Source organism: Streptomyces violascens, from assembly GCF_014649955.1.
Taxonomy (GTDB): Bacteria; Actinomycetota; Actinomycetes; order Streptomycetales; family Streptomycetaceae; genus Streptomyces; species Streptomyces violascens.
In genome coordinates this window covers 13,186-36,828 of sequence record NZ_BMUA01000016.1, presented here as the reverse complement: position 1 = coordinate 36,828, position 23,643 = coordinate 13,186, and the positions used below count along the sequence as shown (strand labels likewise).

General features: G+C 67.6%; 27 protein-coding genes and 1 pseudogene. 3 read left to right on the top strand and 25 right to left on the bottom strand.

The genetic code is table 11. The features are described 5' to 3' along the window. Nucleotides 1-4: 4 nt before the first annotated feature. The 4 genes from egtD to egtA are packed head-to-tail and all read right to left on the bottom strand — an operon-like array spanning nucleotide 5 to nucleotide 4,270. Nucleotides 5-967, bottom strand: a complete 963-nt coding sequence (gene egtD, locus IE206_RS27055) for an L-histidine N(alpha)-methyltransferase (protein ID WP_189966502.1) — start codon at nucleotides 965-967, stop codon at nucleotides 5-7. After that, nucleotides 967-1,719: an ergothioneine biosynthesis protein EgtC gene (gene egtC, locus IE206_RS27050; protein WP_189966499.1), complete on the bottom strand. Its 753-nt coding sequence runs from the start codon at nucleotides 1,717-1,719 to the stop codon at nucleotides 967-969. The genes egtD and egtC overlap by 1 nt, the downstream gene beginning before the upstream one ends. After that, nucleotides 1,719-3,020, bottom strand: a complete 1,302-nt coding sequence (gene egtB, locus IE206_RS27045; RefSeq protein WP_189966497.1) for an ergothioneine biosynthesis protein EgtB — start codon at nucleotides 3,018-3,020, stop codon at nucleotides 1,719-1,721. The genes egtC and egtB overlap by 1 nt, the downstream gene beginning before the upstream one ends. After that, nucleotides 3,017-4,270 (bottom strand): ergothioneine biosynthesis glutamate--cysteine ligase EgtA, encoded by a 1,254-nt coding sequence (gene egtA / locus IE206_RS27040; protein WP_226599561.1) that lies wholly within the window; start codon nucleotides 4,268-4,270, stop codon nucleotides 3,017-3,019. Before egtA ends, egtB begins: the two co-directional genes overlap by 4 nt. Before the next feature lie 136 nt (nucleotides 4,271-4,406). Here egtA and IE206_RS27035 point away from each other — a divergent pair, with 136 nt between their 5' ends. Beyond that, on the top strand, nucleotides 4,407-5,306 hold the full coding sequence (locus IE206_RS27035; protein ID WP_189966492.1) for a TIGR02452 family protein: 900 nt from the start codon (nucleotides 4,407-4,409) through the stop codon (nucleotides 5,304-5,306). Here IE206_RS27035 and IE206_RS27030 read toward each other — a convergent pair. From IE206_RS27030 to IE206_RS26985, 10 genes and pseudogenes are all read right to left on the bottom strand, one after another. Continuing rightward, nucleotides 5,260-5,562 (bottom strand): annotated as a pseudogene (locus tag IE206_RS27030) (type II toxin-antitoxin system PemK/MazF family toxin); the annotation flags it as partial. The gene IE206_RS27035 and the pseudogene IE206_RS27030 sit on opposite strands and share 47 nt — an antisense overlap. A gap of 569 nt (nucleotides 5,563-6,131) precedes the next feature. Continuing rightward, nucleotides 6,132-6,698 carry a hypothetical protein gene (locus tag IE206_RS27025; RefSeq protein ID WP_189966487.1) on the bottom strand — a complete coding sequence of 189 codons (567 nt, stop codon included), beginning with the start codon at nucleotides 6,696-6,698 and terminating at the stop codon, nucleotides 6,132-6,134. A 602-nt stretch (nucleotides 6,699-7,300) separates the two neighbouring features. Further along, on the bottom strand, nucleotides 7,301-8,269 hold the full coding sequence (locus IE206_RS27020; protein WP_189966485.1) for a YgjP-like metallopeptidase domain-containing protein: 969 nt from the start codon (nucleotides 8,267-8,269) through the stop codon (nucleotides 7,301-7,303). A gap of 64 nt (nucleotides 8,270-8,333) precedes the next feature. Then, nucleotides 8,334-8,705, bottom strand: coding sequence for a hypothetical protein (locus tag IE206_RS27015; RefSeq protein ID WP_189966484.1), 372 nt, complete (start codon nucleotides 8,703-8,705; stop codon nucleotides 8,334-8,336). A 189-nt stretch (nucleotides 8,706-8,894) separates the two neighbouring features. Next, nucleotides 8,895-9,545 (bottom strand): hypothetical protein, encoded by a 651-nt coding sequence (locus IE206_RS27010; RefSeq protein WP_189966482.1) that lies wholly within the window; start codon nucleotides 9,543-9,545, stop codon nucleotides 8,895-8,897. A 166-nt stretch (nucleotides 9,546-9,711) separates the two neighbouring features. After that, a complete protein-coding gene (locus tag IE206_RS27005) occupies nucleotides 9,712-11,385 on the bottom strand; it encodes a ParB/RepB/Spo0J family partition protein (RefSeq protein WP_189966481.1) in 1,674 nt (557 codons plus the stop codon). A 210-nt stretch (nucleotides 11,386-11,595) separates the two neighbouring features. Continuing rightward, nucleotides 11,596-12,024 (bottom strand): DUF6197 family protein, encoded by a 429-nt coding sequence (locus IE206_RS27000; protein WP_189966479.1) that lies wholly within the window; start codon nucleotides 12,022-12,024, stop codon nucleotides 11,596-11,598. A gap of 95 nt (nucleotides 12,025-12,119) precedes the next feature. Next, entirely contained in the window at nucleotides 12,120-12,503 is a 384-nt protein-coding gene (locus IE206_RS26995) for a hypothetical protein (RefSeq protein ID WP_189966477.1), read from the bottom strand. 111 nt (nucleotides 12,504-12,614) lie between these two features. Beyond that, on the bottom strand, nucleotides 12,615-13,676 hold the full coding sequence (locus IE206_RS26990; protein ID WP_189966475.1) for an N-6 DNA methylase: 1,062 nt from the start codon (nucleotides 13,674-13,676) through the stop codon (nucleotides 12,615-12,617). Nucleotides 13,677-13,830: 154 nt separating this feature from the next. Then, nucleotides 13,831-14,163: a hypothetical protein gene (locus IE206_RS26985; protein ID WP_189966473.1), complete on the bottom strand. Its 333-nt coding sequence runs from the start codon at nucleotides 14,161-14,163 to the stop codon at nucleotides 13,831-13,833. Nucleotides 14,164-14,489: 326 nt separating this feature from the next. Between IE206_RS26985 and IE206_RS26980 the strand changes: the two genes are divergently transcribed. Next, the gene (locus tag IE206_RS26980; RefSeq protein ID WP_189966471.1) at nucleotides 14,490-15,203 is read left to right on the top strand and encodes a hypothetical protein; all 714 of its coding nucleotides are present in this window, start codon (nucleotides 14,490-14,492) and stop codon (nucleotides 15,201-15,203) included. Between the two features lie 15 nt (nucleotides 15,204-15,218). On the opposite strand, the gene IE206_RS26975 is transcribed toward IE206_RS26980, so the two are convergent. Next, entirely contained in the window at nucleotides 15,219-16,433 is a 1,215-nt protein-coding gene (locus IE206_RS26975) for an IS110 family RNA-guided transposase (RefSeq protein WP_189966733.1), read from the bottom strand. Nucleotides 16,434-16,837: 404 nt separating this feature from the next. Between IE206_RS26975 and IE206_RS26970 the strand changes: the two genes are divergently transcribed. Next, on the top strand, nucleotides 16,838-18,070 hold the full coding sequence (locus tag IE206_RS26970) for a hypothetical protein (RefSeq protein WP_189966469.1): 1,233 nt from the start codon (nucleotides 16,838-16,840) through the stop codon (nucleotides 18,068-18,070). Nucleotides 18,071-18,483: 413 nt separating this feature from the next. Here the strand turns inward: IE206_RS26970 and IE206_RS26965 are convergent, their stop codons facing one another. From IE206_RS26965 to IE206_RS26920, 10 genes are all read right to left on the bottom strand, one after another. After that, a complete protein-coding gene (locus IE206_RS26965; RefSeq protein WP_189966467.1) occupies nucleotides 18,484-18,696 on the bottom strand; it encodes a hypothetical protein in 213 nt (70 codons plus the stop codon). Between the two features lie 552 nt (nucleotides 18,697-19,248). Continuing rightward, on the bottom strand, nucleotides 19,249-19,869 hold the full coding sequence (locus IE206_RS26960) for a hypothetical protein (RefSeq protein ID WP_189966466.1): 621 nt from the start codon (nucleotides 19,867-19,869) through the stop codon (nucleotides 19,249-19,251). Nucleotides 19,870-20,012: 143 nt separating this feature from the next. Further along, nucleotides 20,013-21,026, bottom strand: a complete 1,014-nt coding sequence (locus tag IE206_RS26955; RefSeq protein WP_189966463.1) for a DUF3560 domain-containing protein — start codon at nucleotides 21,024-21,026, stop codon at nucleotides 20,013-20,015. Beyond that, nucleotides 21,023-21,259, bottom strand: coding sequence for a hypothetical protein (locus IE206_RS26950; protein WP_189966461.1), 237 nt, complete (start codon nucleotides 21,257-21,259; stop codon nucleotides 21,023-21,025). The genes IE206_RS26955 and IE206_RS26950 overlap by 4 nt, the downstream gene beginning before the upstream one ends. Further along, entirely contained in the window at nucleotides 21,256-21,705 is a 450-nt protein-coding gene (locus tag IE206_RS26945; protein ID WP_189966459.1) for a hypothetical protein, read from the bottom strand. Before IE206_RS26945 ends, IE206_RS26950 begins: the two co-directional genes overlap by 4 nt. A 2-nt stretch (nucleotides 21,706-21,707) precedes the next feature. Next, nucleotides 21,708-21,884 carry a hypothetical protein gene (locus tag IE206_RS26940; RefSeq protein WP_189966457.1) on the bottom strand — a complete coding sequence of 59 codons (177 nt, stop codon included), beginning with the start codon at nucleotides 21,882-21,884 and terminating at the stop codon, nucleotides 21,708-21,710. After that, on the bottom strand, nucleotides 21,884-22,192 hold the full coding sequence (locus IE206_RS26935; RefSeq protein ID WP_189966455.1) for a hypothetical protein: 309 nt from the start codon (nucleotides 22,190-22,192) through the stop codon (nucleotides 21,884-21,886). Before IE206_RS26935 ends, IE206_RS26940 begins: the two co-directional genes overlap by 1 nt. 82 nt (nucleotides 22,193-22,274) lie before the next feature. Continuing rightward, nucleotides 22,275-22,583: a hypothetical protein gene (locus IE206_RS26930; RefSeq protein ID WP_189966452.1), complete on the bottom strand. Its 309-nt coding sequence runs from the start codon at nucleotides 22,581-22,583 to the stop codon at nucleotides 22,275-22,277. 138 nt (nucleotides 22,584-22,721) lie between these two features. After that, a complete protein-coding gene (locus tag IE206_RS26925; protein ID WP_189966450.1) occupies nucleotides 22,722-23,030 on the bottom strand; it encodes a hypothetical protein in 309 nt (102 codons plus the stop codon). A gap of 79 nt (nucleotides 23,031-23,109) precedes the next feature. Beyond that, on the bottom strand, nucleotides 23,110-23,463 hold the full coding sequence (locus IE206_RS26920; RefSeq protein WP_189966448.1) for a hypothetical protein: 354 nt from the start codon (nucleotides 23,461-23,463) through the stop codon (nucleotides 23,110-23,112). Between the last annotated feature and the right edge of the window lie 180 nt (nucleotides 23,464-23,643).

The following is a 23,643-nucleotide window of genomic DNA, read 5'->3' as shown; positions in this document are numbered from 1 at the left end:
CTGCTCAGCCCGCGGTCGCCAGCGAGAGCGCGAAGCGTCCGGCCGCATCCGTCCACCAGCGAGACGGCACGAACCCGGCGGCGCTCAGCTCGGCCCGTACGCCCGCCTCACGGAACTTCGCGGACACCTCGGTGCGCAGCTCCTCGCCGGCCGCGAAGGAGACCACCAGGTCCAGCTCGGGGATCTTCACGGTCACGTCGCGGCGGGCCCGCAGCCGCATCTCGATCCACTCCTCCTCGCGGTTCCACAGCGCGACATGGTCGAAGTCGTCCGGATCGAAGTCCGCGCCGAGTTCCCGGTCGATGACGCTGAGCACGTTCTTGTTGAACGCCGCCGTCACCCCCGTCGGATCGTCGTACGCGCGGACCAGGACCGACTCCTCCTTCACCAGGTCCGTCCCGATGAGGAGCGAGTCGCCGGGGGTCATCAACTTCCGTACGGAGGTGAGGAATTCGGCGCGCTCGGCGGGCAGCAGATTGCCGATCGTGCCGCCGAGGAACGCCACCAGGCGGGGGCCGGGAGCCTCGGGCAGTTCGAGGACCTGGGTGAAGTCCGCGATCAGCGCGTGGACCCGCAGGCCCGGGTGGTCGGCGAGCAGCCCCTCGGCCGCCCCGGCGAGCGCGCTCTCGCTCACGTCGACCGGTATGTACGTCAGGGGCGCGGGCAGCGTGTCCAGGAGCAGCCGGGTCTTCTCGGAGGATCCCGAGCCGAGTTCGACCAGGGTGTGCGCGCCGGTCGCGGCCGCTATCTCGGCGGCGCGGTGGTCGAGGATCTCGCGCTCGGCCCGCGTCGGGTAGTAGTCGGGAATCCGGGTGATCTCCTCGAACAGCTCGCTGCCGCGCGCGTCGTAGAACCACTTGGGCGGAAGGGATTTGGGTGTCGCCGTGAGCCCGTGCAGCACATCGGCGCGCAGTGCGGCCCCGGTGGCGTCCTCGGGCAGGGTGCGGGTCAACTGGAACGGGCGCACTACTGGGGCTCCTTGAGGGGGGTGAGCAGGACATCGGTGCGGGTGGCGGCGAGCAGGGTGCGGTCGGGCACCTCGCGCCAGTACGGGTCGTCGTCGTACGGCTCGGAGGCGACGACGGTGGAGCGGCCGGGGGAGTGCAGATACCACAGGGTGTCGCCCCAGGCGGTGGCGGTGATCGTCTCACCGTCGGTGAGCAGCAGGTTCAGACGTGAGCCCGGGGCCGCGGCGGCCAGCTCGGTGACGGTGTCGGCCATCGCCTGGCCGGCCTCGTCGCCGTTGGTCAGCCGGCTCAGCACCAGCGCCCAGACGAACGCCGCGTCGCAGCGGGCCTCCAGGCGCAGCAGAGCCTGTGCGGGCAGCGCGTCGGCGAGCGGGGCCGCACTGAGCGGCCAGCCCTTGACGGCGCCGTTGTGGCTGAACAGCCATCGCCCGTCGGCGAACGGCGCGGCCGCCGCCTCACCGTCCGCACCCGCCTCGGTGGCGTCCCGGATCGCCGCGAGCACGGCTCCGCTACGCACCACCCGGGCCAGGTCCGCGAAGTTCGGGTCGGCCCAGATCGGACCGGTGCGCCGGTAGCGGGCCGGTACCGGATCGCCGTCCGCGTACCAGCCGACGCCGAAACCGTCGGCGTTGACCGTGCCGTGACGCTGGCGGCGCGGCGCCCACGACTGCCGGTAGAGCCCGTGCGGCGGCCGCACGAGAAGCTCAACGAGGCCCAACATGGGCCCGGTGTAAGCGATATGACGGCACATCAGTCGGCATCCCGTGCCGTGCGGAAGCCCGCGAAGATCTGGCGCCGCACCGGAAGGTCCCAGTTGCGGAAGGTGCCCCGGCAGGCCACCTCGTCCACGGAGAACGCCCCGCCGCGCAGCACCTTGTGTCCGGGCCCGAAGAAGACCTCCGAGTACTCGCGGTAGGGGAAGGCCACGAAGCCCGGGTAGGGCAGGAAGTCGCTCGACGTCCACTCCCACACGTCGCCGATCAACTGGCGTATGCCGAGCGGTGATTGGCCTTCCGGGTAGGCGCCGACGGGTGCGGGGCGCAGGTGTCGCTGGCCGAGGTTGGCGTGCGCCGGGGTGGGATCGCCGTCCCCCCAGGGGTAGCGGAGCGAGCGGCCCGAGACCGGGTCGTGGCGAGCCGCCTTCTCCCACTCCTCCTCGGTCGGAAGCCGCCGCCCGGCCCAGCGCGCATAGGCGTCCGCCTCGTACCAACTGACGTGCAGGACAGGCTCGTCGACCGGCACCGGCTCGGTCACCCCGAACCGCCTGCGCAGCCACTCGCCGCCCTCGTGCCGCCAGAACAGCGGCGCGCTCAGCTCGTGTTCGCGGACCATCGCCCAGCCGGCCGGTTCCCACCAGCGCTCCTCGCGGTAGCCGCCGTCCTCGATGAAGCGCAGGTACGCCCCGCACGTCACCGGGGTCGTGTCCAGGTGGAAGGCGGGCACGATGCGATGGTGCGCGGGGCGCTCGTTGTCCAGCGCCCACGGCTCCGTGGAGGTGCCCATGGTGAACGGGCCGCCGGGGACCAGGACTTCGGTGGGCAGGCCCTCGGTGGTGCCGGACGGCGGCTCGGGAGCGGTGAGCGCGGCCGGACCCCTGCGGAGCTGATGGGTGATCAGCATGGTCTCGTCGTGCTGCTGTTCATGCTGCGCGATCATCCCGAAGGCGAACGCGGCGTCGGTCAGCGGCTCGCCGCGCAACGGGGTGCGCTCCAGGACGTCGATCGCCCGGCCCCGCACATCGGCGGCGTACCGGCGCGCCTCGGCGGGGGCGAGCAGCGGAAGGGCGGGGCGGGCGGCGCGCGGGTGCTCGAAGGCGTCGTACAGCGAGTCGATCTCGGGCCGGATCGCGTCCTGCCCGGCGACGGCGCGCAGCAGCCACTGCTCCTCCTGGTTGCCGATGTGCGCAAGGTCCCAGACGAGGGGTGACATCAACGGCGAGTGCTGCGCGGTCAGTTCACGGTCGTCGACACTGGAGGTGAGCACGCCGGTGCGGGCGCGCGCAGCGGTGAGCGCTGTCAGGGCGCGGGCCCTGAGCAGCTCCGGGTCGGTCATATGCGGATGTCCTTCGGTGGGACGGGCGAGGGGGTGTCGTCGGCCGGACATCGGCCCCGTACGACATAGCGGTCGCTGAAGGCGGCCACCCGGTCCTGGAGCTCCGGGGAGGCGCCGAGGCGGGGGAGCGCGCCGAGCGCCGCGGTGAAGCACGCGGTGGCGGCCTCGCGCAGCTCGGGGTCGGCGAGCCCGTCGTGGGCGGCCGCCCGCCAGAGCGGGTTGCGCGGGGCGGGCAGTGAACCGGCGCGCTCGGCAAGGGGTTTGACGGTCCGGTAGGCGAATTCCGCCGCCTCCGGGTCGTCGAACAACGCGCTGGTCACGGCGAGCGGCACGGTCCACCCGTCGTCGCCGGGCTGCGCGTCGATCATGCGCAGCTCCAGATGGCCGCGCGGCCGCACCGGCGGGAACAGGGTGGTCAGGTGGTAGTCGAGATCGGTGCGGGTCGGCGGCCGCGGCAGGCCGGTGCGCAGCCACTGCCGGAAGGTGAGCCCCGGCGGAGCCGACCACGGCCCCTCCTCGGCCCGTACGCACATGACCGGGGCGTCCAGAACATGCGCGGCCCAGGATTGGCGGGGTGGCTCGTCGAGCGGCGGGGCGAGGGCGCACACCGGATCGATGTCGCTCCAGTTGGCCTGCCGAGTGGACCGCCACCCCGTCAACTTGTCTTCCCTGACGGGGGAGTTGGCGAACGCGGCAACCAGCACGGCGCCGAGCAGATGAGCCATCAGCCAGCGCCGCCCGAAGCCGAGCGGGCCGGGCTCCTCGTACCCGGCGTCGATGCAGACCTGGACGGAGGCCGAGGAGCACATCATGGCCCGCCCGGCCGGCCCCGTACGGTCGAGATGAGCCTCCATCGCGTCGTACCGCGCCTGGCGCAGCATGCGGCGCGGGGGATGCCAGGGGTCCTGGCCGAGACCGACGAGCGCGAGGCCGCGCTCTTTCAGGGCGGCGCGGACCGCCGCCAGATCGGCGGAGACGGTGGAGATGCACTCCATGAGGGAGGCGGCGGGCAGCGAGCTGAGCTCAAGCTGGCCGCCGGGTTCGACGGTGAGCGGCGACCGCAGCGACAGATTGCGCAAGGCGGCGTAGGCGGCTTCCAGACGGTCGTGCGGAACGGGAAGCCGGGGGTGGTGCAGATCGTGGACGAGCCATTCCAGCTCCACGCCGACGGTGCGTGGCGGACCCGTCTTGAAGCAGATACATCGCAGCAGGTCGTCGGCCTCTGTCTCGGTCAACTCACTGGTGTTCATGGACGCTTGCCCCCCTTCCGGAGATTGGACACACATGCCGTCCTACCTAAGTCTGCGCGGCCGCATCGCACAAGGGCGCCTGCGGGGCCGGATATTCGATTGCGGCAAACTTCCGCGGACGTTCACGATGCGTGCCATGAGTGCACGACTGCGCGGGATCGCGCGCCACACGGTGGAGATCACGGACACCGGCCGATACGCGAGCGAGAACGGCCGTACCGTGTCGATCGCCCAGCCGCTGGCCGCCGCCCTCGCGGGTACGACCCTGCACGGCCCGGAACCGCTCGCCGTCACGCCCGACCGGGACCGCGTGACGCGCATCGAGGTGACGGGGGAGAGCAGCCTGGACGCGGCGCGACGGATGGTGACCACGGGCGACACCGGGGCGGTGGCGGTCCTGACCTTCGCCTCCGCGCGCAACCCCGGCGGCGGATTCCTCAACGGCGCCCAGGCCCAGGAGGAGGCGCTCTGCCGCTCGTCGGCGCTGTACGCGACACTGTTGCGCGCCCCGGACTTCTACGCCCACCACCGTGGCGACCGCGACGTCTTCTACACCGACCGGGTCATCCACTCGCCCGGCGTGCCGGTGTTCCGTGACGACCGCGGCCGCCTCCTGGACGACCCCTACCTCGCCGGATTCCTGACCTCGCCCGCCCCGAACGCCGGGGTGATCAGGACCCGCACACCCGAAGAGGCGCATCGCATCGGCCCCGCGCTCGACGCGCGCGCCGGGCGCGTCCTGGAGACGGCGGCCCTGCACGGCTACCGGCGCCTGGTGCTCGGGGCCTGGGGGTGCGGGGTGTTCCGCAACGACCCGGGGCGGGTGGCCGCGGCGTTCCGCGACCACCTCACCGGGGACGGCCGGTTCGCGGGCCACTTCGACGAGGTCGCCTTCGCGGTCCTGGACCGGACGAAGGATCAGGCCACCCTGGGGGCCTTCGAGGCGGCGTTCGAGCGACAGCCGCGCGTCGGGGTCACCCCGGACGGCCTCAGCGCCAGCCGTACCGTTCGCGCAGCCGGTTCGCGACCAGGGTGAAGCGGGGGAGGTCCAGGGCGCATGCCTCGCGGCGCATGCCCCGCTCGTGCAGGCGCAGCACGCGGTCGAGGTCCACCCAGGACTCGCGGCCCTCCCGGTCCCAGGGACCCACACCGATCGGCACCCATTCGCGGTCGTGGTCGTGCCGCTTGCTGGACAGCTGCACCGCGAGCAGCGTGCCGGCCGCCTCACGGGCCACGACGAGCACCGGGCGGTCCTTGCCGCGGCCGTCGTTCTCCTCGAAAGGCACCCAGGATCTTGGCTGATTTCGCTACCGTCCCCTGTTCGTTGCCCGGACCTCCTGGCGGCCGTTCGAGGTGTACCCGCTCAGGGTGATCAGCAGCATAGCGCCTGGTCAGAGGCTCTTTGCAGGTTGCCAGGCGGATAAGGCCCGTCGGACTCCACATGTGGGGTCCGGTTAGCCCGAGGGTCTCTAGCCGTAATCCCCAGAGTTCCTTCCTCACCCTTCCCTGCCTTTCCCCGGCCTTCTGTCCCCCTGATGTCCCCCGGGGGTGTCGTGGGCGGGGACAGCAGGCTTGCTCGGGTCCGAACGATGCAGGTTGGGTGGGAAAGTAGTTGGGATGGCCGCCTCACTGAGTTCCCGGCGCTGGAGGGAAGCCCACGGCTGGCCACCGATGTGGGCTGGGGCTCGTTATGCCTCCTAAGCGTGACCTCGCGTAAGCGCCGTATTGGCGCGGGCCGTGGCCGTAACGGGGCGTGAGCCGCGCTACCGACGTGGCGCGCGGCGGATGGGGTCAGTTGCTGCCCGGCCAGGCGGGACTTCACCCCAACCGCGAAGCGAGCTCATCTTCGATACCTGGACCGTCAAAGCGGAGACCCGGAGGAGAAGAACGAACTGATACTGCGAGTTAGGCGGGTTGCCTCACTAAGCCCGTACTTGGCAGCCAAGATCACGTAGACCGCAACAGGGAAGCCCAGTACAGCCAGCGATACAAGGACCTCCGCAGGCCCGCCGAGCCACGCCAGAAACAGTGAGAATGCGGTGTCGATGATGAGTGACCATCCGCACGCGTTCGCCAGACGGCGGCCGTCCAGCCGGTCGGGCTCCAGTGGGGAGCCTCCAGAGTCCGTACTTGGGAGCAGGGACTCTGGAAGTATCTCTGGGAAGCGGTCAACAGCAATGCTGCTGGCAGCAGTCGCGGCCAGCGAACCGAGCTTCCGAGCAGCAACCTCGCGATCCCTCATGAGCCCGTCGGCGGCCTGCGTGAACGCGAGCGTCACTCGCCTTACGTGCTGACGGAGTTCTCTGCGGACCGTTCGGCTGCTCCGGAACTCGGAAGTGGCATCGCGGGCCAGTTGCCAGAGTGGCTGGCTGAGCCTGGCGACCTTTTTGTTGAGCTTTACTGCATGCGTGTAGCGGTTGCCGTCCATCGTGACCAACTTCCCACTGGCTGCCAGCAAGGCGAGTAGTGGGTACAGCGGGTCATAACAACTCGCGACGTGTTCTCCGCGCCACGCAGACCATACCCAGGTGAGCACAATTCCTGTGGCCACAAAGGTTGCTGAAGCCCACGGGACCGCATTAGGCCCAAGAACGTAGGCAGAATACGAGGTACAGGACGCGGGGCTAACGTAGAGAATTCCGCCTGGGCGGCAAGCCGGGCGGTAGGTTACGGCTGCCGCGATCACGATCACGGCGAACGCGATCAGTACCCGTCGCAGTCTGCGAAAGTACGGGCTCCATCGAAAGGCGAGTGCCCTGCGGACGCTGTGAGCATCGAAAGTGACACCCAGATCGGCTGCTGCCTTCTCCGCAAGGCTGACACGCTTCTCGACGTGGCGGTTGTGTAACCAGCGCGCTGGGTGCAGCCCCGTCGGCAGACCCTCACCACTCACGATTCCCCCTGTCCTCAACTGGTGAGGAGCAGCGTAGGCGCACCCTCCGACAGTGCATGGGTGATCAGGAAATCAGCCCGCACCCCAGCGATTGGTAGGCCGGCCGACGGCACGGCAGCCGATGGACCTCCCTGTCCCTAGATGCGGAGGGTCATGCGCTGGGCGGCGATGTCCCAGGTGCATTCGAGGTAGAGGCGATTGAAGTCGTGGTCGGCGTGGGGGTCGTCGCTGTTGCAGGGCTCGTAGCCGTGAGGGCCTGTGCGGCAGTAGAAGCCGTACTCCTCGCACTCTGCTTCACCGGGGAGGCGGCCGCTCCAGATGGTGTTGCAGTCGTTGTGGCAGTGGGCGCGTTGGTAGCCGGTCTTGGCGCAGCGGGCGATGTCGCAGCTTTCTGCGTGGAAGGTGTTGATGAAGGCTAAGCAGTCGGGGCAAGTGTCGTTGTGGGGTGGAGTGGGGAGTGCGAGGCGTCCGAGCCAGAGGTTGCGGAGGCTGGCGTCGAGCTGGTGAGGGTCGGCGATGGTGTGCAAGCCGAGGGTGCGATGGATGAGTTCGCCGAGTTGGAGGGAGGGGAGTTGACCGAGTGCCCAGTGGATGGCGAGGCCTCGTGCGGGATGGCGGGTGATCCAGTTGGTGCGGAGGCGGGTGGAGGCGTAGGCAGGTAAGTCCGGTTCGGCTATGAGTCGACTGATTTGTTCGAGGTTCTGTTCAAGCCAAATTTGGGTGATATTGCTGTAGAAGTTGATGAGGTTTCGGTGCGCTATGTCTGGATTAGCCGCAGTGGTGCGCGGCAGCTTGAGGGCGGCGCCGTCCAGAACCGCTTTTGTGTTGCTTTCGTCGGTTAGTTGGAGTGTGGTGGGTCGGCCATGGACGGCGAAGACTTCACCGTCGACGAGCGTCTTCACGGGGTTGGTGGGGGTGCTGTCTGCGATCTTGGTGAGGCGGCGGCAGAGCCATGCGCGGCGCCGTTCGACGATGTCGCTGGCTTCGGTGTTGTGGGGGCCAGAGGTGCTGAGGTTGTCGGCGATGTCCGTGGTGGTGCGGTTGCTGGTGCGCAGGGTGACGGGGGTGCTGCCGACGGACATCGCGTGGCTGGTGGTGTCGCTCATGGTGTTGGGTCCTTGGTGGTGGCGGGGCAGGTCGGGGTGTCGACCTGCACCGGAGGGTGGTGCGTTAGTGCCGGTTGCAGACCCAGGTCTTTGGCTGTCCGTGGGCGACGAGTTCGAGGTCTGTGGTGGTGGTCGCCTCACACAGCTGGCAGGTGACGTTGAAGGTTCGCGGCATGCGCAGCGGCTGTATGGGCTCTTCCATGTGCAGCGTGATCGGCGCGGTCCTATCCCGGGTGGAGATGAGCAGGCTGGCGTTCCGTTCTGGGTTGGGGGTGATGAGGTCGATGATCAAAGGTTCGTCGGGGTGTTCGGGGAGGGCGAAAGTGTCGCCCTGCTGCAGACGGGAAGCAGGCAGTCGGTCGGGGAGCGATGTGGTGACGAGGAAGCCCGAAGACTGGCGGGGGTTGGGCTTGGGTGGATCGGGGGCGGTGCTCATCACGTGTCTTTCTTCTGTGTTGGCGGTGGCTCGGAGGCGGGCAGGGGGATCTCGACGGCGGAGCTCGTGCTGTCTTGCTCGGGGCGAGGTGTTCGCAGCGAGTGAGGGCGATCTGATGGGGGGCGGCGGGCCAGGCGGCCAAGCGGACGAGGTGTGGCATGCCCCGGAGACGGACGCCGTGGAGCAGTGTCACGTGTGGCCTTCGGTGGTGAGGAGGCTGAGGAGGTAGGCGATATCGGTGGGAGCGTGGGCGAAGAGTTCGGCGGAGGCCTTCGCGCCTGCGAGGGCCGAGGTAGGGCTGTCGGTGTCGGTGGGGCTGTAGTTGCAGGTGACTTCGGCGACGCGGTCTTCGTCGGGCGTGCAGAGTTCCAGGGCGCAGTGCTGTGCGTCGGGGTGGGTGTCGTGTACGAGGGAGCCGCCGTCGGTCCAGGTGGTGTTGCGGACGTGGAGAGGCGGGAGGGCTGCGGCTTTGAGGCGGGCGCCGATGGTGGCGATGCGGTTGTCGCGGTCGCGGTCACTTTGGGTCCATCGGGTGTGCTGGTCGCGGGTGGCGTACCAGTAGTGGCCGCGCTGCTTGTGGACTCGTGTGGTGTTGAAGTCGCCGAGGATCCGTCGCCACTGGGTGGAGGGCAGCAGGATGAGTTGGCCGTCGGCGCGCAGGGTGTCGATCAGGGCGCTGCATTCGACGCTGCCGCCTTTGAGGTCGTAGACGGTGCGGTAGGTGGTGCGGTCGTATCCGGCGGCCCAGAAGACTTCCATGACGATGTCGTATCGCTGGAGGGGGCGGCCTGCGTTTTCGAGGGCGTTGAGGACGGCTGCGGATTCGAGGGCGGTGGGCATGGTGGTGATCCGTTCGGGGCTGTGGGGAGGTGCTTTTACCTCCAATTACTAGAACTATTCTACTAACCTCAGGGAGTGGGTCAATCTTGTTTCCGCAGGTCAGCTGTGTGAAGTGAAGCGAGGCTTCGGGGAGGCCCAGGCGGGCCTCCCCTGGGGTGGGTCCGGGTCAGGCTGCGGTCGGCTCGGTCTCGCTCTCGTCCTCGACGGACCCCTTCGCCGCTTCGGCTTCCTCCACGGTGCGCTTGCTTGCCTCTTCGGCGGCCCTCTCCTGCGCCTGTGCTTCAGCGGTGGCCAAGGTCTCCGCTTCGAACTCGGAGAGCGGATATCCCTCGCCCTTCAGGAAGCGCAGCCAGGCCGTGGTGGTGGAGTCGACGTGTCCGCGCCACGCACTGTCGCCCATGGCCTGCTGCTCGTACGCGGCAGCGACGTGCGCAAGGAAGATGCGCCAGCGACGGCCGGGCGGGGTCTTGGTGATCAGTTCGCCGAACGGGTCACTGACCCGATGCCATTTGGTGCGACCCTCGTTGGGGTCGGGAACGCGGAGGAAAACGGCCACCAGGTCGGTCCTGAAGCTGTCGACGAAGTGGCTGTAGAGATAGCTCGTGCCGGTCATCGTCGACATGATCAGCGCCCAAGCCGCGGGGGACGCGTCGCCCTTGCGGCTGCACAGCGTGGCCAGGAACTCCTGACGAACAATGCGGGCTGCCCGCCAGGCCTTGTTGTTGAGGATGACCTTCCGCCGAGCCTCCTTAGCCTCCTCCTTCGACTCCTGCTCCCGCTCGTCCTTCGGGGCGTCCGGAGCAAGGTGGTGCTCATGCGTCGTCCAGTCCTGGCATAGCCACACCGCGACCGGCTCGTCCCGGTCGAGGAAGGCGGCGTGCCCGGGGCAACTGCGGTGATCCTCCGGGGTAATCGCCTCCCCGTCCGCCGTCGTGAGGTCGGTGAGCGGCCGGGCATCCGAGGTCACCCAGCTCCACCGCCGCTCAACGACGGGGATGCCGGCGTCGGTGAGTTCAGCGGTGAGCCGGACGCGTTCATCCCGGTCCTTCTTCTCGTCCCGCAACCCCTGCATGGCGTGCGCCCAGTTGCCGCGCTCGCCGTTCCCGGCCTCCAGGTCGCGGCGCTTGGCGCGCTTCAGCTGCCACAGGGAATCACCAACGTCTTCGACCTCGTGGAAGTCGGCCATCTCGACGAAGTCGAAGTCGGACTTCATCACATTGGCGAGGCTCTTGTCGCTGAGCTTAATAGCGGTCTCGGAGGCCTTCACCTGGTCGGTGGTCAGGCCCAGTGAGCGGGCGTACTTCGCCTTCCGGGTCTTACTGATCTTCATCAACGACAGCTGCTGCACCGCCGCGATGTTGTCCCGGGTAGACGCGTCTTTGCGATGGGCGTTTTCGACCAGGCTGATGGTCAGGGCGGCATCATCGACACCACGCAGGTCGGTGCGGACGATCGCGGGGACCAGGCGGAAGGTCCGGCCTTCGGCTATGGCCTCCTCGACCGCGATGGTCGCGGCCTTGAAGCGGCGCTGCCCGAAGATGATGCCGAGGGTTTTGCCGTCGGACTGGGGGCGCAGCAGGAGAGGTGTCTGTACGCCGATCTCGCGGACGGAGGCGATGAGTTCTGGGTCCGGCTCAGTGGTGTCCTCCTGCTGGGGCTCGTCGCTGTCTTCTGTTCCGGGAGCTGGCGGCTTGCGATGGTTGTAGGGGTCGACGACCAGGGTGCGCGGGTCGACCCAGGTGAAGGTTCCCTCGAAGCCCTCGATACCGGCGGGCGGTTCGTCGATCACGGCGGTGGCTTCGGCGGTGGGCGGGGCGGTTTCGGTCAGGGGGGAGGTCATGGCGATCTCTCAAGTTCAGGGGTGCGGGCAGGGCGCTGACCGCACCTAGGGGTTGGTGGAGTGCTGGGTCAGGCGGAAGCGGCGGCCGCTGGCTTCTTTCCTGGCGTAGCGCGGCGGGTGGGCTTGGCCGTCTCTGCCTGGGTGGTGCTGGCCTTGCGGGTCCGGGGCTTGGCTGGAGGCGAGGCTGTGCCTCGCCTCCAGCGGCCCGGGTCAGAAGATCGGTTCGGTGGGGTCGGCGGCGGTGCGGAGAGCTTGGGCGGCTTCCGCTGCGGTGCGGCCAGGAGCGTTGCTCCACTGGTCGATCACGCCGCAGTGGAGGTCCTCGGCGTCGCGAGGGTCGCCGCCTTCGAGCGGGTGTCCCGCGAGATGCTCGGCGAAGATGCGGAGGGCGCGGGCGCGTCCTCGTCGGATGGCGTCCGTGTCGTAGTAGCGGTCGCCGCTGCGGCGTCCGTCCCCGGCGGCGACGTCGATGGCTCCGCGGGGCGAGCACGCGAGGGTGACGGTGCGTCCGGCGCCGGCGAAGACCTCACGGCCCTGGTGGAGGCCGACCTCCTCGATGTGGCATGCGGCCCATTGGAGGATCGCGATGGGGTCCCTGGTGATGAGGGCACTTTCGGGGCTGTAGCGGACGCGGGGCATGGCGGTGTCCGTTCGTGGTCGGCGGGAGCGGCAACTTCAGGAGGCGAGGCTGCGGGGCGGCATGGGGGCCGTCCCGCTGTCGGCTGGCCGAGTGGTCAGACGGCCGTGGGGGTGGCGGTCGTGGCCGAGCAGAGGGCACGGATCCGGTCGGCCATGGCCTCAGGGACCGAGGTGAGGGTGCCGGTGTTCTTCCTGGCGACGAAGAGCACAGGGCCCTGTGTGATCGCGGCGAGGTCCTCTTTCAGCAGCGCGCCGAGGACGCGGGCGGCGACGGCGTTCAGCGGCTGCTTGTCGAATTCGTCGTTGACGAGCACGGTGGTGGCCGGACCGTAGGTGGTGTGCACGTTGCGGATGACCTCGAAGCGGCCGCCAAGTGCGTCGTGGACCTGTGTGTACTGCCGGTGTTCGTCGGCGTCGAGGTACAGGTCGGTGAGGGTGCCCGTGGCGTCGATGAGCAGGGCGTGGATGGTGCTGGACATGGGAGTTCCTGTCGTTCGGTGTGAAGGTTTCCCCCTCACCTCTTGCATTTATTCTACTAACCGTGGGAGGGGGGTCAAGTTTGTTTTCCCAGGTCAGGTCGGGTGGGGGAGTTAAGCGGCCGCAGTCATGGCCCGGTCCAGCATGTCCTGCGCGTGACGGACCGCGGCGGTCATGCGTGCCTGCCCGAGCATCCTGTTGCGGTGCTCGATCACGGAACGGGCGTGTACCTTCGCGTCCTCGACGGCCCTCGGGTTCGCCAGTGAGTTGTCGCAGGCAACCGTGACGTGCGACCCCAGGCCCCACGTCAGTGCATTCACCGCTCCGCAGGCTGCGGCTATCGGATCGATGTCGACCATCGACCACTCGTAGTCGGCCGGGTCCCGGCCGTTGCGGTGCAACAACTGGGCTGCCGAACGCAGCATCCCCCCGCTGCCACCCGCCGGATCGTGAATGTGCTGGCGCCGCTTGAGGGCCAGGTGGTCGGTAATCAGGTCGGAGGTGAGGTTGGCCAAAGTCACCTCCGCGATCGAGTCCGTGAGTGCCGGCGGTGTGTGGTACTCGCCGAGACCTTGTTGTGCGCCCAATGACCGCAGCGTGGTCAGCGTCGGCGAGAGAACGTCCGCCTGGGCGCGCAGGTAGGGGTCCGCGTGGCCGGTAATGTCGAAAAGGCCCCGATCGAGGATGGTCTTCGTGACCGCGCGCACGACGTACATGCGGTGCTTGTCCGGCTCCTCGTCGTTGAGCCACTCGTGCAGGATGCGGGCGCGGTCGATGAGGTCTGGCCGGTGAATCCACTGCACCGACCAGATGTCTCGGTACATGTCGATCAGCTGGCGGTCGTCCTGGCTGAGGATCTGCGCCTTCAGGTCCGGGCCCGCGGGGTCCTTCTGGCGGATGAAGCAGAGGGCGGCGACGAGGCCGATCGGCACTTCGATGTGCGGCCCGCCGTGCTCCCTGTTCCAGGTGCTCGCAACGGCTTCACCGAGCGCGAAGGCGTGGCCGGAGGCGTGCTTCATCAGCCCCCTGGCCGGGAGCTGCCGGACGGTGGACGGGGCGTGCGCCGACGGTGTGCCAGACGCGGTGAAGGTGGCTGGCGTGGGTGCCGGTACGGGCGCGGGGGCGGGGGTCTCGTCGGGCTGGAAGGCGGCGAACAAGTCGAGCTGCTCGGTCATGTGAGGTCTTTCGGCGTGGAGGGTGTCGGCATGCGAAGGTCCGCCCCCGTCCGGGGGCGGGCCGTGGTGGGTGTCTCTCCCCCAATCCCTAAGAGTTATTCTACTAACATCATGGGGGAGGTCAACTCCGTTTCCCCAGCTCAAATGGGGGTGCTCAGCCCTGGTCGATCCATGCCATGCCGTACGGCGTCTGCCACACCCACGACATGCCGCCCCGGTTGATGCTGTCCCGGACCAGGATCCAGTCGACGCGACCGAAGCGGTCCGTGTGAGGCTCGACCGCCCAGAGCGTCACCTCCCGAGGGAGGGTGGTAACGATGTCGGCGAGCGACTCGCCGAATCCAGCGATCCGCTCGCGGAGCCGACTGTGGAGATCGCCCACCTCGATCCGCCACGACTCATCCCGCAGTTGCCCCCTACGCTCGGCGGCGAATGGCCAGCCATGCTCGGTGATCGCACCACTCTTCTGCAGGGCAACCCAGGTCACGGCCCTCTCCTGGGATCGGGCCGCGGGCAGAAGCGTTAGCTAGACGAGCCCGAAGGTGCCCCACCGATCTGGGTCCTCCGCCCACGACAACCTCTCGGCGTGCTGCTCCTGCCCATCACAAGCGCCGTGCAACCGGTGCGGGCCAGTCGTCCCGAAATGAGGTACTCCACTTTTCCGCTGTCGTCGTCGGAGTGCTGAAGCCGGGCTCCCACAGGCCGTGCAGGCTGCCGCTCGCCTCTGCCGTTTCGGCAGGCCGTGAGCCAGAGCGATCCTGCTCGCGCAGGATTCCACTCGCCGATCAGGTAACCCGGACATACCGTCGATAGATGGAACAAAAGACATCCGACGATGAATCACAAGCCCCTGAGCTGTCCCTGGAGGAGAAGCTACGCGGGCATGCAGTATCCGGAACGAAGCTCGACCTTGAGCCCGGGAAAGCGGTCGACCGGGAAGAGATGCATAACTGGGGACCGGAGCGAACCGTACACGCATCGGTGCTGCGAGACCTCCTAGCCAACCCGCAGACAGTGCCCGTAGACGCCAAGGGTGTGCGGCTACGTGCGGCACGTATCGACGGCGCTCTCGACCTCGAGTCCGTGTACCTTCGCTGCCCCCTGATCCTGGAAGACTGCTACCTGGGTTGCTCCGAACCGGTCAACTTCAGGTTCGCCACCACCCCTCAACTCAGCTTTATCCAGTGCAACCTGGCGGGCTTTACGGGCAACAATCTCATCGTCACCACGTCACTCGACCTCTCGGGCTCTTGGTTCTCCACAGGGACAGTGCGGCTCGACGGGGCGAACATTGTCGATCAATTCAACTGCTCTTCGGCCGTAGTTCGGACTTCCGACGACGTCGGAAGCTCGCTTACCGCCGAACGGTTAAAGGTAGGCGGCGACGTTCTCCTCAGAGACTTCGAGGCGACCGGCGCTGTGCAGCTACGAGGTGTCGATATCGGGGGGCAGCTGATTTGCTCTGGCGCCCAAGTGGGCGTAGACGTCAAGGGGATTCCCAATGACGTTGTCAAGCCGGTTCGGTGACGCGCTGTGAGTCGATCACGCCGGGGCGGAGGCACCTGCGGGTGGGGTGGCGTTGAAGATTCGGTTGTCGCGGATGAGGGCCCACAGCACGTTCAGGCGGCGCCGGGCAAGGGCGAGGACGGCCTGCTTATGGGTCTTCCCCTCGCCTCTCTTGCGCTCGTAGAACGTCTTGGAGACCGGGCAGTGGACGGCCGCGACCTGGGCCGCGAGGTAGCACACGCGCAAGAGTCGCCGACTGTAGCGGCGTGGTCGGCGCATGTTGCCGCTGACCTTGCCGGAGTCCCTGGGCACGGGAGCCAGGCCGGCGACGCCAGCCAGCCGGTCCACGCTGCCGAAGACGTTCATGTCACCGCCGGTCAGGGCAACGAACTCCGCACCGAGCAGGGTTCCAATGCCGGGCATGCTCAGGATCGATTCGGCATGGCGGTGTTCGCGAAACCGGCCCTCGATCAGGGCATCGGTCTCCGCTATCTCCTCTTCGAGGGCTATCACCTCCTGCGCGAGGCGAGCCGCCATCGCGGCCGCCATCGTCTCGCCAGGGATTGCGGTGATCTGGGCCTCAGCCGCAGCGATCGCCGCGTCCGCGGTGCTGGTGGCGACGTTGATGGTGCGGACGCCGTGGTTCTTCAACCAGGCGGCGAGCCGACTCTTGCCGACGCGACGCAGGGCGGCCGGAGTCTGGTACTTGGTCAGCAGGATCAGCGCGGCCTTGGACTTGCTGTAGTCGAAGGCCCGCTCCAGGGCGGGAAAGTACTCCACTATCTGGGCCCGCAACCGGTTGACCGCCCGAGTCCGGTCTGCGGCCAGGTCATAGCGGCGGGCAGTGAGGGTCTTCAGATCCACGGCCACTTCGTCGCCTGCCACCAGGGGCTGAAGGTCACGACGCATGCGGGCCGTATCGGCGATGACGAAGGCATCCTTCGCGTCCGTCTTGCCACTGCCCCGGTAGGAGCCGGAGGCGTGGTGGACCGTGCGGCCAGGGATGTAGACCAGCCTCTGCCCATGATTGACGAGCAGAGCGATCAGCAGCGCGGCACCACCGGCGTTCAGATCGATCGCCCAGGTGACCTCCCCGCTGATATCGAGAACATCCGCGATCAGTTCCAGCAGCTCGGTCTCGCTGTTGGGCACCCGTCGCGAGAGCACCACCGTCGCGTCCGCGTCGATCACCGTGCAGTGATGTTCGCCCTTGCCAGCATCCGTACCGGCCCAGAGTTCGGGCACAGCCACCTCCGAAGTCGTTCCGTTCCAGTCCCTGCAGACGACCTCGCCGACGTGTCCATACGAGCGATTCAGTTCGCGTATCCCAATGAGTGGCCGGGTCGTCGCGGGATCCTGGGCGGCCAATCCCCTTGAGCCACCTCAGCGGCATATGCCTGACAGCCACACCCGGGATCCCTGGGTCCACCGATCCTACGAATGATCAGTTCAGACCCACATCAAGGAAGGTATGGAATGCTCTGGTCGCCGACGGCATGAAGGTCGGAGGTGGCGCCTTCCTGCACGAGAACTTCAAAGCCGGCGGTGCCGTCCGGTTCGCTGGTGCCCACATCGCAGGCCAGTTGGACTGCTCTAGCGCCCAGCTCGCCGGTAGGGATAGCGACCATTGCGCGCTTGTCGCCGACCTAATCCACGTGGACGGTCACCTACTGCTCAACAAAAAGTTCACAGCGGCCGGTGCCGTCCGGGTGAATGGCGCAAACGTCGGTGGTCAATTGAGCTGCTCCAGTGCCCAGCTCACAGTAGCCAACACCGACGGCAACGCACTCATCGCGGACGGGATCAAGGTCGGGGGTGACGTCTTCCTCCACAAAGACTTCCGAGCAGCCGGCGCCGTGCGACTTCAGGACGCTGACATCGCTGGACAACTTATCTGCTCCAGCGCCCAGCTCATGGGCATGAACTCTGAGAGCTACGCCCTCGTCGCCGACGGAATCAAGGTTGGCGGGCACGTGCTACTCGACGAAGGTTTCAGAGCCCGGGGCACCGTGAAGCTCGCGGGGGCACAGATTGATGGCTCCCTTCTGCTGGGGCCTTCTGAGCTACCAGCTGAGAATGCGCTGCTGGCGGCCGGAATGCACGTTAGCCACGAGCTTCGGTGGAATCCGGCTACACAGGTGAACGGTCTGGTCAATCTGGAACGGGCCTCGGTGCACCGGCTGGTGGACTGCTGGGACGGTGATCACCCCAAAGCCCATTGGCCGCCAGATGGAAAATTGCGACTGGTCGCTTTCACTTACGAGACCTTCGGCGGCACAGCTCTTGCAACCTGGCAGCAGCGCCTGGGATGGATCCGTTGCAACCACACGACGGCCACCCCGCGGAACCCGGCGAGCTTTGCCTCCCAGCCCTACGAGCAGCTTGCCCGTGTTTACCGGCAGGCCGGGCAGGACAACGACGCCCGCGAAATCGCCATCGCCCGTCGCCAAGATCTTCGAAGTTACGGCGACCTCACGCCACTCCGCAAAGTCTTCAATTGGCTGATGGACAAGACCATCAAGTACGGCTACCAGACGTGGCGGGCGGTGGCTGGCCTTGCTACGGTCTACCTCCTCGTGTTTCTGGGCTCGCTAGTGGCGCAGCACCACGACACCGCAATCGTCCCGGCAAAGGACACCAAGAGCCTGGCGTCTGCTCCTACCGCGACCAAGTGCATTGAGGACTACCCGTGCTTCTACCCGGCGGCATACGCCGTCGATGTGGTCATTCCCGTCGTCAATGTGCGTCAAGTCGAGAACTGGCGTCCCAACGGAGCCACCTCGTACGGATGGCTGTACACCGGCAGCGCGTGGATTGCCACCGGCCTTGGCTGGGCGCTGACGACCCTCGCTGTGGTCGGATACACAGGTCTCGTGCAGAGGGAGTGACGCGAACGGACCCACTGACATGGACCCCGCGGGCGGCGAGTTCGGCATACAGGACGTGGGCGCCGGTGCAGCCCTCGTCCCAGCAGCGGCGTCGTGCTGCTTCCGCGGGCGGCAGGGGTGCAGCAGGTCTTCGCGTTGAACAGGTCCGTCAGCCCCCGAATGCTGGCTTCGTCGTCGTAGTCGCCCCACTCGTACGCGCGGTCTTACGAGCCCGGCTAGGTCGGCAAGGGAGTTGATCCGGTCGGGGACACTCACCCGCAGTGCCCCGCCGGTCCAGGTGGCGAACTGCACCTGGATGGTGTCGATGAGGGTGGCCTCGGTGATGGTGCAGTTGGTCATGGCGAGACTCATTCTGTCGCGGTGCTCTCTGGCCTGGCTCAGGCGAGCCGTCGGCCAAGGCTCGGGCGGAGGTACTACTGGCCGTCGGAGGTGAGGTATTCGGCGAACGCTTCCTTGGGTCCGGACTCGCCCCGGCCTCGGTCAGCGATCCGAACCGCGTTGGTGCTCCTCTCCTCCCACAGGAGCCACATGTCACCGTCGAGAGCCAGCGACCACGTCAGGCGAAGCGCACCTCTGCGCGCGTCGATGTGGAGCCACATGCCGCGCTGGATTCGCTTGAAGTCCATGCCGTCCGGTGCGGTGAATTCCGGCTCGGGGCCGAACCGCCGTTCTATGTAGGCGAGATAGGGCGGCCGTCGGGACGATCTCGACGTGCGACGTGTCCGGGGGGTTGGGGTGTGGAGTGCCCGTGCGGGCATAGGGGGCCCACTGGGGCGCCGTGTGCGTAATGGAAGCCGCGCCCGCCAACATCTCACCGGCCGCGTTCAGGACGCCACTGGTCATGGCTCCTTGCCCGGGGCCACCTCTCGATGTCCAGCCGGATCATGTGCCTCTGGGAGGCGACGCCGCCTTCCTTTGTGATCAGGCGGAGCACGGTGCTGCCGAAGTGGGGGCGAGGTGTAGATTTCCGCGGCTACTTCACCCCGGCGGGCGCGGTCCAGGTAGCGAGCTTCGGTCGGGTGCGTGGTGGTGTCGAGGTTGTCCGTCTCGGGGACGTGGTTGTGGGGGCTGCTCATGAGCGGGCGTCACTCCTTGGTGTGCTGGGTTAGCCGGAGCTGGGCGCGTCCGGGCCCGGCTTGAACGGCGGCCTGTCTGGTGTTCAAGCCGGGGCGGATGGGCTAGTCGAAGCTGAGGAGTTCGCGAAGGAGTTCCAGGCCGCTTGGCTCCGGCGGGCTGGGCTTCGGGGCGCCGTTCCGTGCGGTGGGGGTCTTGCGGGCATGAGGAGGTCGGGGCTGTGGCTTGGGTGCTGCTGTCTGCTTCTCGGCGCGTTCTCGTGCGGCGGCGGTGCGGGTCGTTGTGGCGATCTCGGCCGACTCTGCGGCTGCTCCGGCGCCGGGAGCCGCCTCCTTGGCCGCCGAACCAGCCTCGGCGTCCCAGGCGGGGAGCGGAATGCCGAGTTCGCTGTAGCGCGCTGCGCGTTGGGCGGCGTTGCTCTTGCCCGCGAAGCGGCATCCCTTGTGGCGGGAGGGGGGTCTGGGGCTCGTGCCCCCGCGGCCGCGCATGTGGGAGTAGTAGACCTCGACGTCTGTGCCGCACAGGAGGCAGGTGAGCGCCCACAGATGCTCACTGCCGGGGAAGCCGTTGTGGGCACCGGCGCACCGAGTGCGGGTGCAGCCGTCCGGCTCATCAACGCGCCTTGCTTGATAGGCAAGTTCGCGCATGCGCGCCCAGGCGGTGTTCAGTCCGTCCAGGTTGCGGGGCGTGGGTTTGAGGAGCGTGGACAGGTGCGGCGTGGTCATGCGGCTGGTCCTTCCGGGGGCCAGGTGCTTGGGCCGGGTGCTCCAACGGGCCGTTGGAGCACCCGGGAAAGGAGGGGTTCACCCTCCCCTTCTATATTTATTCTACTAACAATGGGGGGTGGGTCAACTGCGAACAACCCAGATCAGGCGGGGGGTTGGTCGTCACCGGCCGCCATTTGCGCTTCCTGCTCTTCGGCAGACCTGTGGCCGAAGACCTCGTCGTACGGAATGGTGTGCGTCACCAGCCGCTCACCGCAGTTGGCTCGCGTAATCACCCTGTTGTGAGGGTCGAGCGTCCGCGGCACCGTGAGCGTCTTCGGGTTGGAGCGCAGAACTTCGTACCAGCGCCCGCGAACCCTGGCGAAATCACCCTTCTGGAAGTCGCACTGCCCCCAGAACTTGTGCCCGTTCGCCTCAGCCTTCTTCACGATGTCCCGCCAGAAGGAGATCTCCTCCGTCAACTCCAGGTATCGGCGGTCGAGTTCGGTGACCGTCTCCGGGTTCGCGATGTCGCGCTCGAACCTGCCGGCGGACTTTCCCTTGCGCCACTTCTTCACCCGTCGCAGATCCGCTTCGAGCCTCTCGATCCGGCGCAGGGTCAGCCGAGGGCTCTTGCGGAACGTCTCGTAGCTGGCGGTTGCCCTTTCGCGATCTGCCCAGTGGGATGCCTTGCCGGCTTCGGCGAAGGACTTGTCCTGCGCGCTGCTGATCCGTTCGCGGGACCTGCGGTCGGCCCGCTCACTGTGGTGCCCGACCAGCACGGGCTGACCGAAGGGGATACGGCTCGCCATGCCGTGAGCCTGATCGCTCAAGGACTGGGAGCGGGATGCGGCGTTATCCGCGTACCCGGCGAACCGCTCGGCTCGCGCTTCCGCCTGCTCGGTGCGCTCGGCCTCGGCGAAACTGCGGCGAACGTCTTCGTCGATCTCGACCTCGACGTGCCAGCCAGCCGCTCGGAGAGCCTCGGCCGCGGAGTCGATCCTCCACTTCTGGGCCTGCCGGTCCCGCGAGCGAGTAATACCCAGGCAGCCCAGGGACGGGAAGTAGCGGAAGCCGTGCGGACGGACCAGCTCGGACGCGCCATCGTGTTTACGACTCCCCTCCAGCAAGGTCCCGTCGCGACGGGTATGGACAATGCGGATCAGGTTGGCGGTCACAGGGTGCGTCCTTCTGTCTGTTCGGCGGGGTGGATTCGGGCCAGCGGACGGGCGGGGTGCCAGCCGCCGAAGATCTCCTCGGCGACCGGGTGCTCGGTGTGAAGCAGGTACCAGGTCCCGGAGCGGCTGAGGGTCTGCACGGCGGTGACACGGAAGGCGATGCGGTGCCCGTCGGCGTCGGCCAGCGGCGGGCCGGCGAGCGTGTGCAGCCACACCGTGTCGCCGGGCTTCACCGGGCGTCCTTCGCCGGGTCGCTGCCGTAGGCGAGCAAGGTCAATGCCGTCGCCCAGGACACGTCGGGGTCATCGCGGTCGAACGCCAGCGAGGACGCCAGGCTGTGCGCGGGATGCCAGATCAGATGGAACGATGCCCCGTCCGCGTTAGGGTGCTCGGCCGCCCATTGGGCGGCGTACGCCGCGAGTTCGAGTGCGTACTTCTCTGCCACGCTGTCGGTGCCGCTCCCAGTGGTGTTGCGTGCCGGCCAGGTCGCCAACAGCAGGATGTGTCGGCGCACTTCGGGTTCGATGACGGCCCACAGGTCTCGCAGGCGGTTCTTGTCGCGGGCGCGGGCTATGTCCCATCCGTGCTGTGCGAGGGTTCCCTCCATCAGCAGGACGATGGTGCGGGCTTCCTGAGCGACGGGCATAGTGCGGTGTCGCGGTGGCCGGTCAGTGGTCATAGTCAGTTCTCCTCGTTGGGCATGTCGGCGATCAGGCGGGCAATCTCGGCACGGGCGCGCTGCTTGCCCCGGCTCCGGTAGGTGCGACGAGCCCGCCTCCGGTCACCACTGGTGCGGTAGTCCTCATCGCGGAAGCGGTCGCGTAGCCCGAGGCGCCCGACCTCGCGCGGGCGGAGCATTACAGCGCGCCCTGCGCTGTGCGGGCGGCTTCAAGATGTCGGGCCGCGGCGATCAGGGTGCAGGCCTCGCTGTCACGTCCGAGGTGTACGAGCGCGCAGACCTCGAACATCAGCGCCCAGTGGCATGGGGCCACCGAGTCGGCGAACTCCGGGAAGGTGACGGCGCGTTTTCCGGGGCTGCGCCGGAGCCAGGCGCGCTGGACGATCCGCTGCATGCTGCGGTTGGCCTGCTTGGTCTGGCCGCGGTTGAGGCCGAGGGCGTTGATGACGTCGGCGGCCGCTTCCAGCGGCAAGTGCTTGTCGAGCATGGATTCCTTCCGGGACAAGTGGCCGTTCTGACAGCTGTGTTGAGGGCCGCGCCCCATTTCTTTGGCGCGCGGCCCAAGGGGTTCAGCAGGCGGCCAGTCCAAAGAACAGCCATCCGGGCTGGTTTCCGTCTGTTTCAATCGGCAGAGCGCCAGCAGGCCCCACCTTGGGGAAGACCCGCGGGTCCCTCGCGTCCAGGAGTTCCTTGGCGAGCCTGGTAGCTTCCGGGAGGCTGCGCTGGGGCTCGTCGATCAAGATGACGTCGTCCTTGTCGTAGACCGTCCCGGAGTATTCGCGGTGGCCGTGCTCCCAGGCCGCCTTGCATTTCGCGTTGAAAAAGGCCCGGCTGAGATTGCGTCCGTTGGCGGGCTCGAAGAAGTCCGTGGCGCCCATGTCGTGCTCCTGTTCCTAGAGGGATTACAGGGCGGGCCAACCCCTCCCTGTAGCTATTATTCTACTAACTTTCCAGGGGGTCTCAACCCATTTCCCGGAGGTCATCGGGCTGCTGTGTGTACTGCCTGTGGTGGCGGCTTAATAAGAGGCGACGCCGAAGATCAGCCAGCCATCCCGGCCGCCGTCCGTCGTGACCGGCAAGGCGCCGGCTGGACCCCACTTGTTGTCCACGTGCCGGTCTCCATCACTCAGAAGCATGCTCGCGCGCTCCATGGCTTCCGCTGTCAGGCGCCGCGGTTCCTCGATCGGCGTCACGGCGTCCTTTTCGTCGATGGTGCCCGAATAGCCGACGCGGCCGTGCTCCCGGGCCGCTTCCTCGCGCGCCCGCTCGAAGGCGTCCTGAAGGTCGTCGCCCGTGGCGACGGCGTAGAAGTCGACGGCGCCCATGGCCTTTGCTCCTTGCTGCTGGTCGGGGCTGCGGCATGGCGAGACCCGCCCTGACGGGGTGGGTGGGAATGCGTGGCGGTCAGTGGATGTGCAGGCGAGGGTGGTTGGTGCGCATCACGCGCGCGGGCCGGATCTCTGTTCGCCCTGCGTCTCGTTTCTTGTAGACGTCGGCCAGTACCCCGTCGGCGGACTTCACGGCGGCCACCGCAGTTTCGAGGACCGCCCTTCGGTCGGCCGTGCCGAGTTGGGCTCCCCATTTCTCCATGGCTGCACCGTCCTCGCTGTCAAGGCCCCAGAAATCGGCGTACGTGTCCCAGGCGTGAACGAGGATCTGTGCGGCCCAGGTCATGGCCGTCTCCGCCTCCTTCTCGGAAATGCCGTGCTCGGCTGACACCTGGAGAACGGTGAGCGGGTCGTGTGGCAGGTCGTTCAACGGACGTTCCTTTGCGTGGTCCGGGGAGTGGATGACCCCCTCCCTCAACTAAGAATTATTCTACTCTCCCCCAAGGGGGTGTCAACTCATCTCCGCAGGTCAGGGCCGCACAAGGCCTCGTGCCCCGCCAACGGGAAGCCCTCGCCCAGTCCCTGAAAACGCCTCACACTCATCAAGAGC

Excerpts from the sequence above, each read along its gene's own strand:
- egtC (WP_189966499.1), bottom strand. The coding sequence starts at position 1,719 with ATGTGCCGTCATATCGCTTACACCGGGCCCATGTTGGGCCTCGTTGAG.
- egtB (WP_189966497.1), bottom strand. The coding sequence starts at position 3,020 with ATGACCGACCCGGAGCTGCTCAGGGCCCGCGCCCTGACAGCGCTCACC.
- egtA (WP_226599561.1), bottom strand. The coding sequence starts at position 4,270 with ATGAACACCAGTGAGTTGACCGAGACAGAGGCCGACGACCTGCTGCGA.
- IE206_RS27035 (WP_189966492.1), top strand. The coding sequence starts at position 4,407 with ATGAGTGCACGACTGCGCGGGATCGCGCGCCACACGGTGGAGATCACG.
- IE206_RS27025 (WP_189966487.1), bottom strand. The coding sequence starts at position 6,698 with ATGGACGGCAACCGCTACACGCATGCAGTAAAGCTCAACAAAAAGGTC.
- IE206_RS27020 (WP_189966485.1), bottom strand. The coding sequence starts at position 8,269 with ATGAGCGACACCACCAGCCACGCGATGTCCGTCGGCAGCACCCCCGTC.
- IE206_RS27015 (WP_189966484.1), bottom strand. The coding sequence starts at position 8,705 with ATGAGCACCGCCCCCGATCCACCCAAGCCCAACCCCCGCCAGTCTTCG.
- IE206_RS27010 (WP_189966482.1), bottom strand. The coding sequence starts at position 9,545 with ATGCCCACCGCCCTCGAATCCGCAGCCGTCCTCAACGCCCTCGAAAAC.
- IE206_RS27005 (WP_189966481.1), bottom strand. The coding sequence starts at position 11,385 with ATGACCTCCCCCCTGACCGAAACCGCCCCGCCCACCGCCGAAGCCACC.
- IE206_RS27000 (WP_189966479.1), bottom strand. The coding sequence starts at position 12,024 with ATGCCCCGCGTCCGCTACAGCCCCGAAAGTGCCCTCATCACCAGGGAC.
- IE206_RS26995 (WP_189966477.1), bottom strand. The coding sequence starts at position 12,503 with ATGTCCAGCACCATCCACGCCCTGCTCATCGACGCCACGGGCACCCTC.
- IE206_RS26990 (WP_189966475.1), bottom strand. The coding sequence starts at position 13,676 with ATGACCGAGCAGCTCGACTTGTTCGCCGCCTTCCAGCCCGACGAGACC.
- IE206_RS26980 (WP_189966471.1), top strand. The coding sequence starts at position 14,490 with ATGGAACAAAAGACATCCGACGATGAATCACAAGCCCCTGAGCTGTCC.
- IE206_RS26965 (WP_189966467.1), bottom strand. The coding sequence starts at position 18,696 with ATGGACTTCAAGCGAATCCAGCGCGGCATGTGGCTCCACATCGACGCG.
- IE206_RS26960 (WP_189966466.1), bottom strand. The coding sequence starts at position 19,869 with ATGACCACGCCGCACCTGTCCACGCTCCTCAAACCCACGCCCCGCAAC.
- IE206_RS26945 (WP_189966459.1), bottom strand. The coding sequence starts at position 21,705 with ATGACCACTGACCGGCCACCGCGACACCGCACTATGCCCGTCGCTCAG.
- IE206_RS26940 (WP_189966457.1), bottom strand. The coding sequence starts at position 21,884 with ATGCTCCGCCCGCGCGAGGTCGGGCGCCTCGGGCTACGCGACCGCTTC.
- IE206_RS26935 (WP_189966455.1), bottom strand. The coding sequence starts at position 22,192 with ATGCTCGACAAGCACTTGCCGCTGGAAGCGGCCGCCGACGTCATCAAC.
- IE206_RS26930 (WP_189966452.1), bottom strand. The coding sequence starts at position 22,583 with ATGGGCGCCACGGACTTCTTCGAGCCCGCCAACGGACGCAATCTCAGC.
- IE206_RS26925 (WP_189966450.1), bottom strand. The coding sequence starts at position 23,030 with ATGGGCGCCGTCGACTTCTACGCCGTCGCCACGGGCGACGACCTTCAG.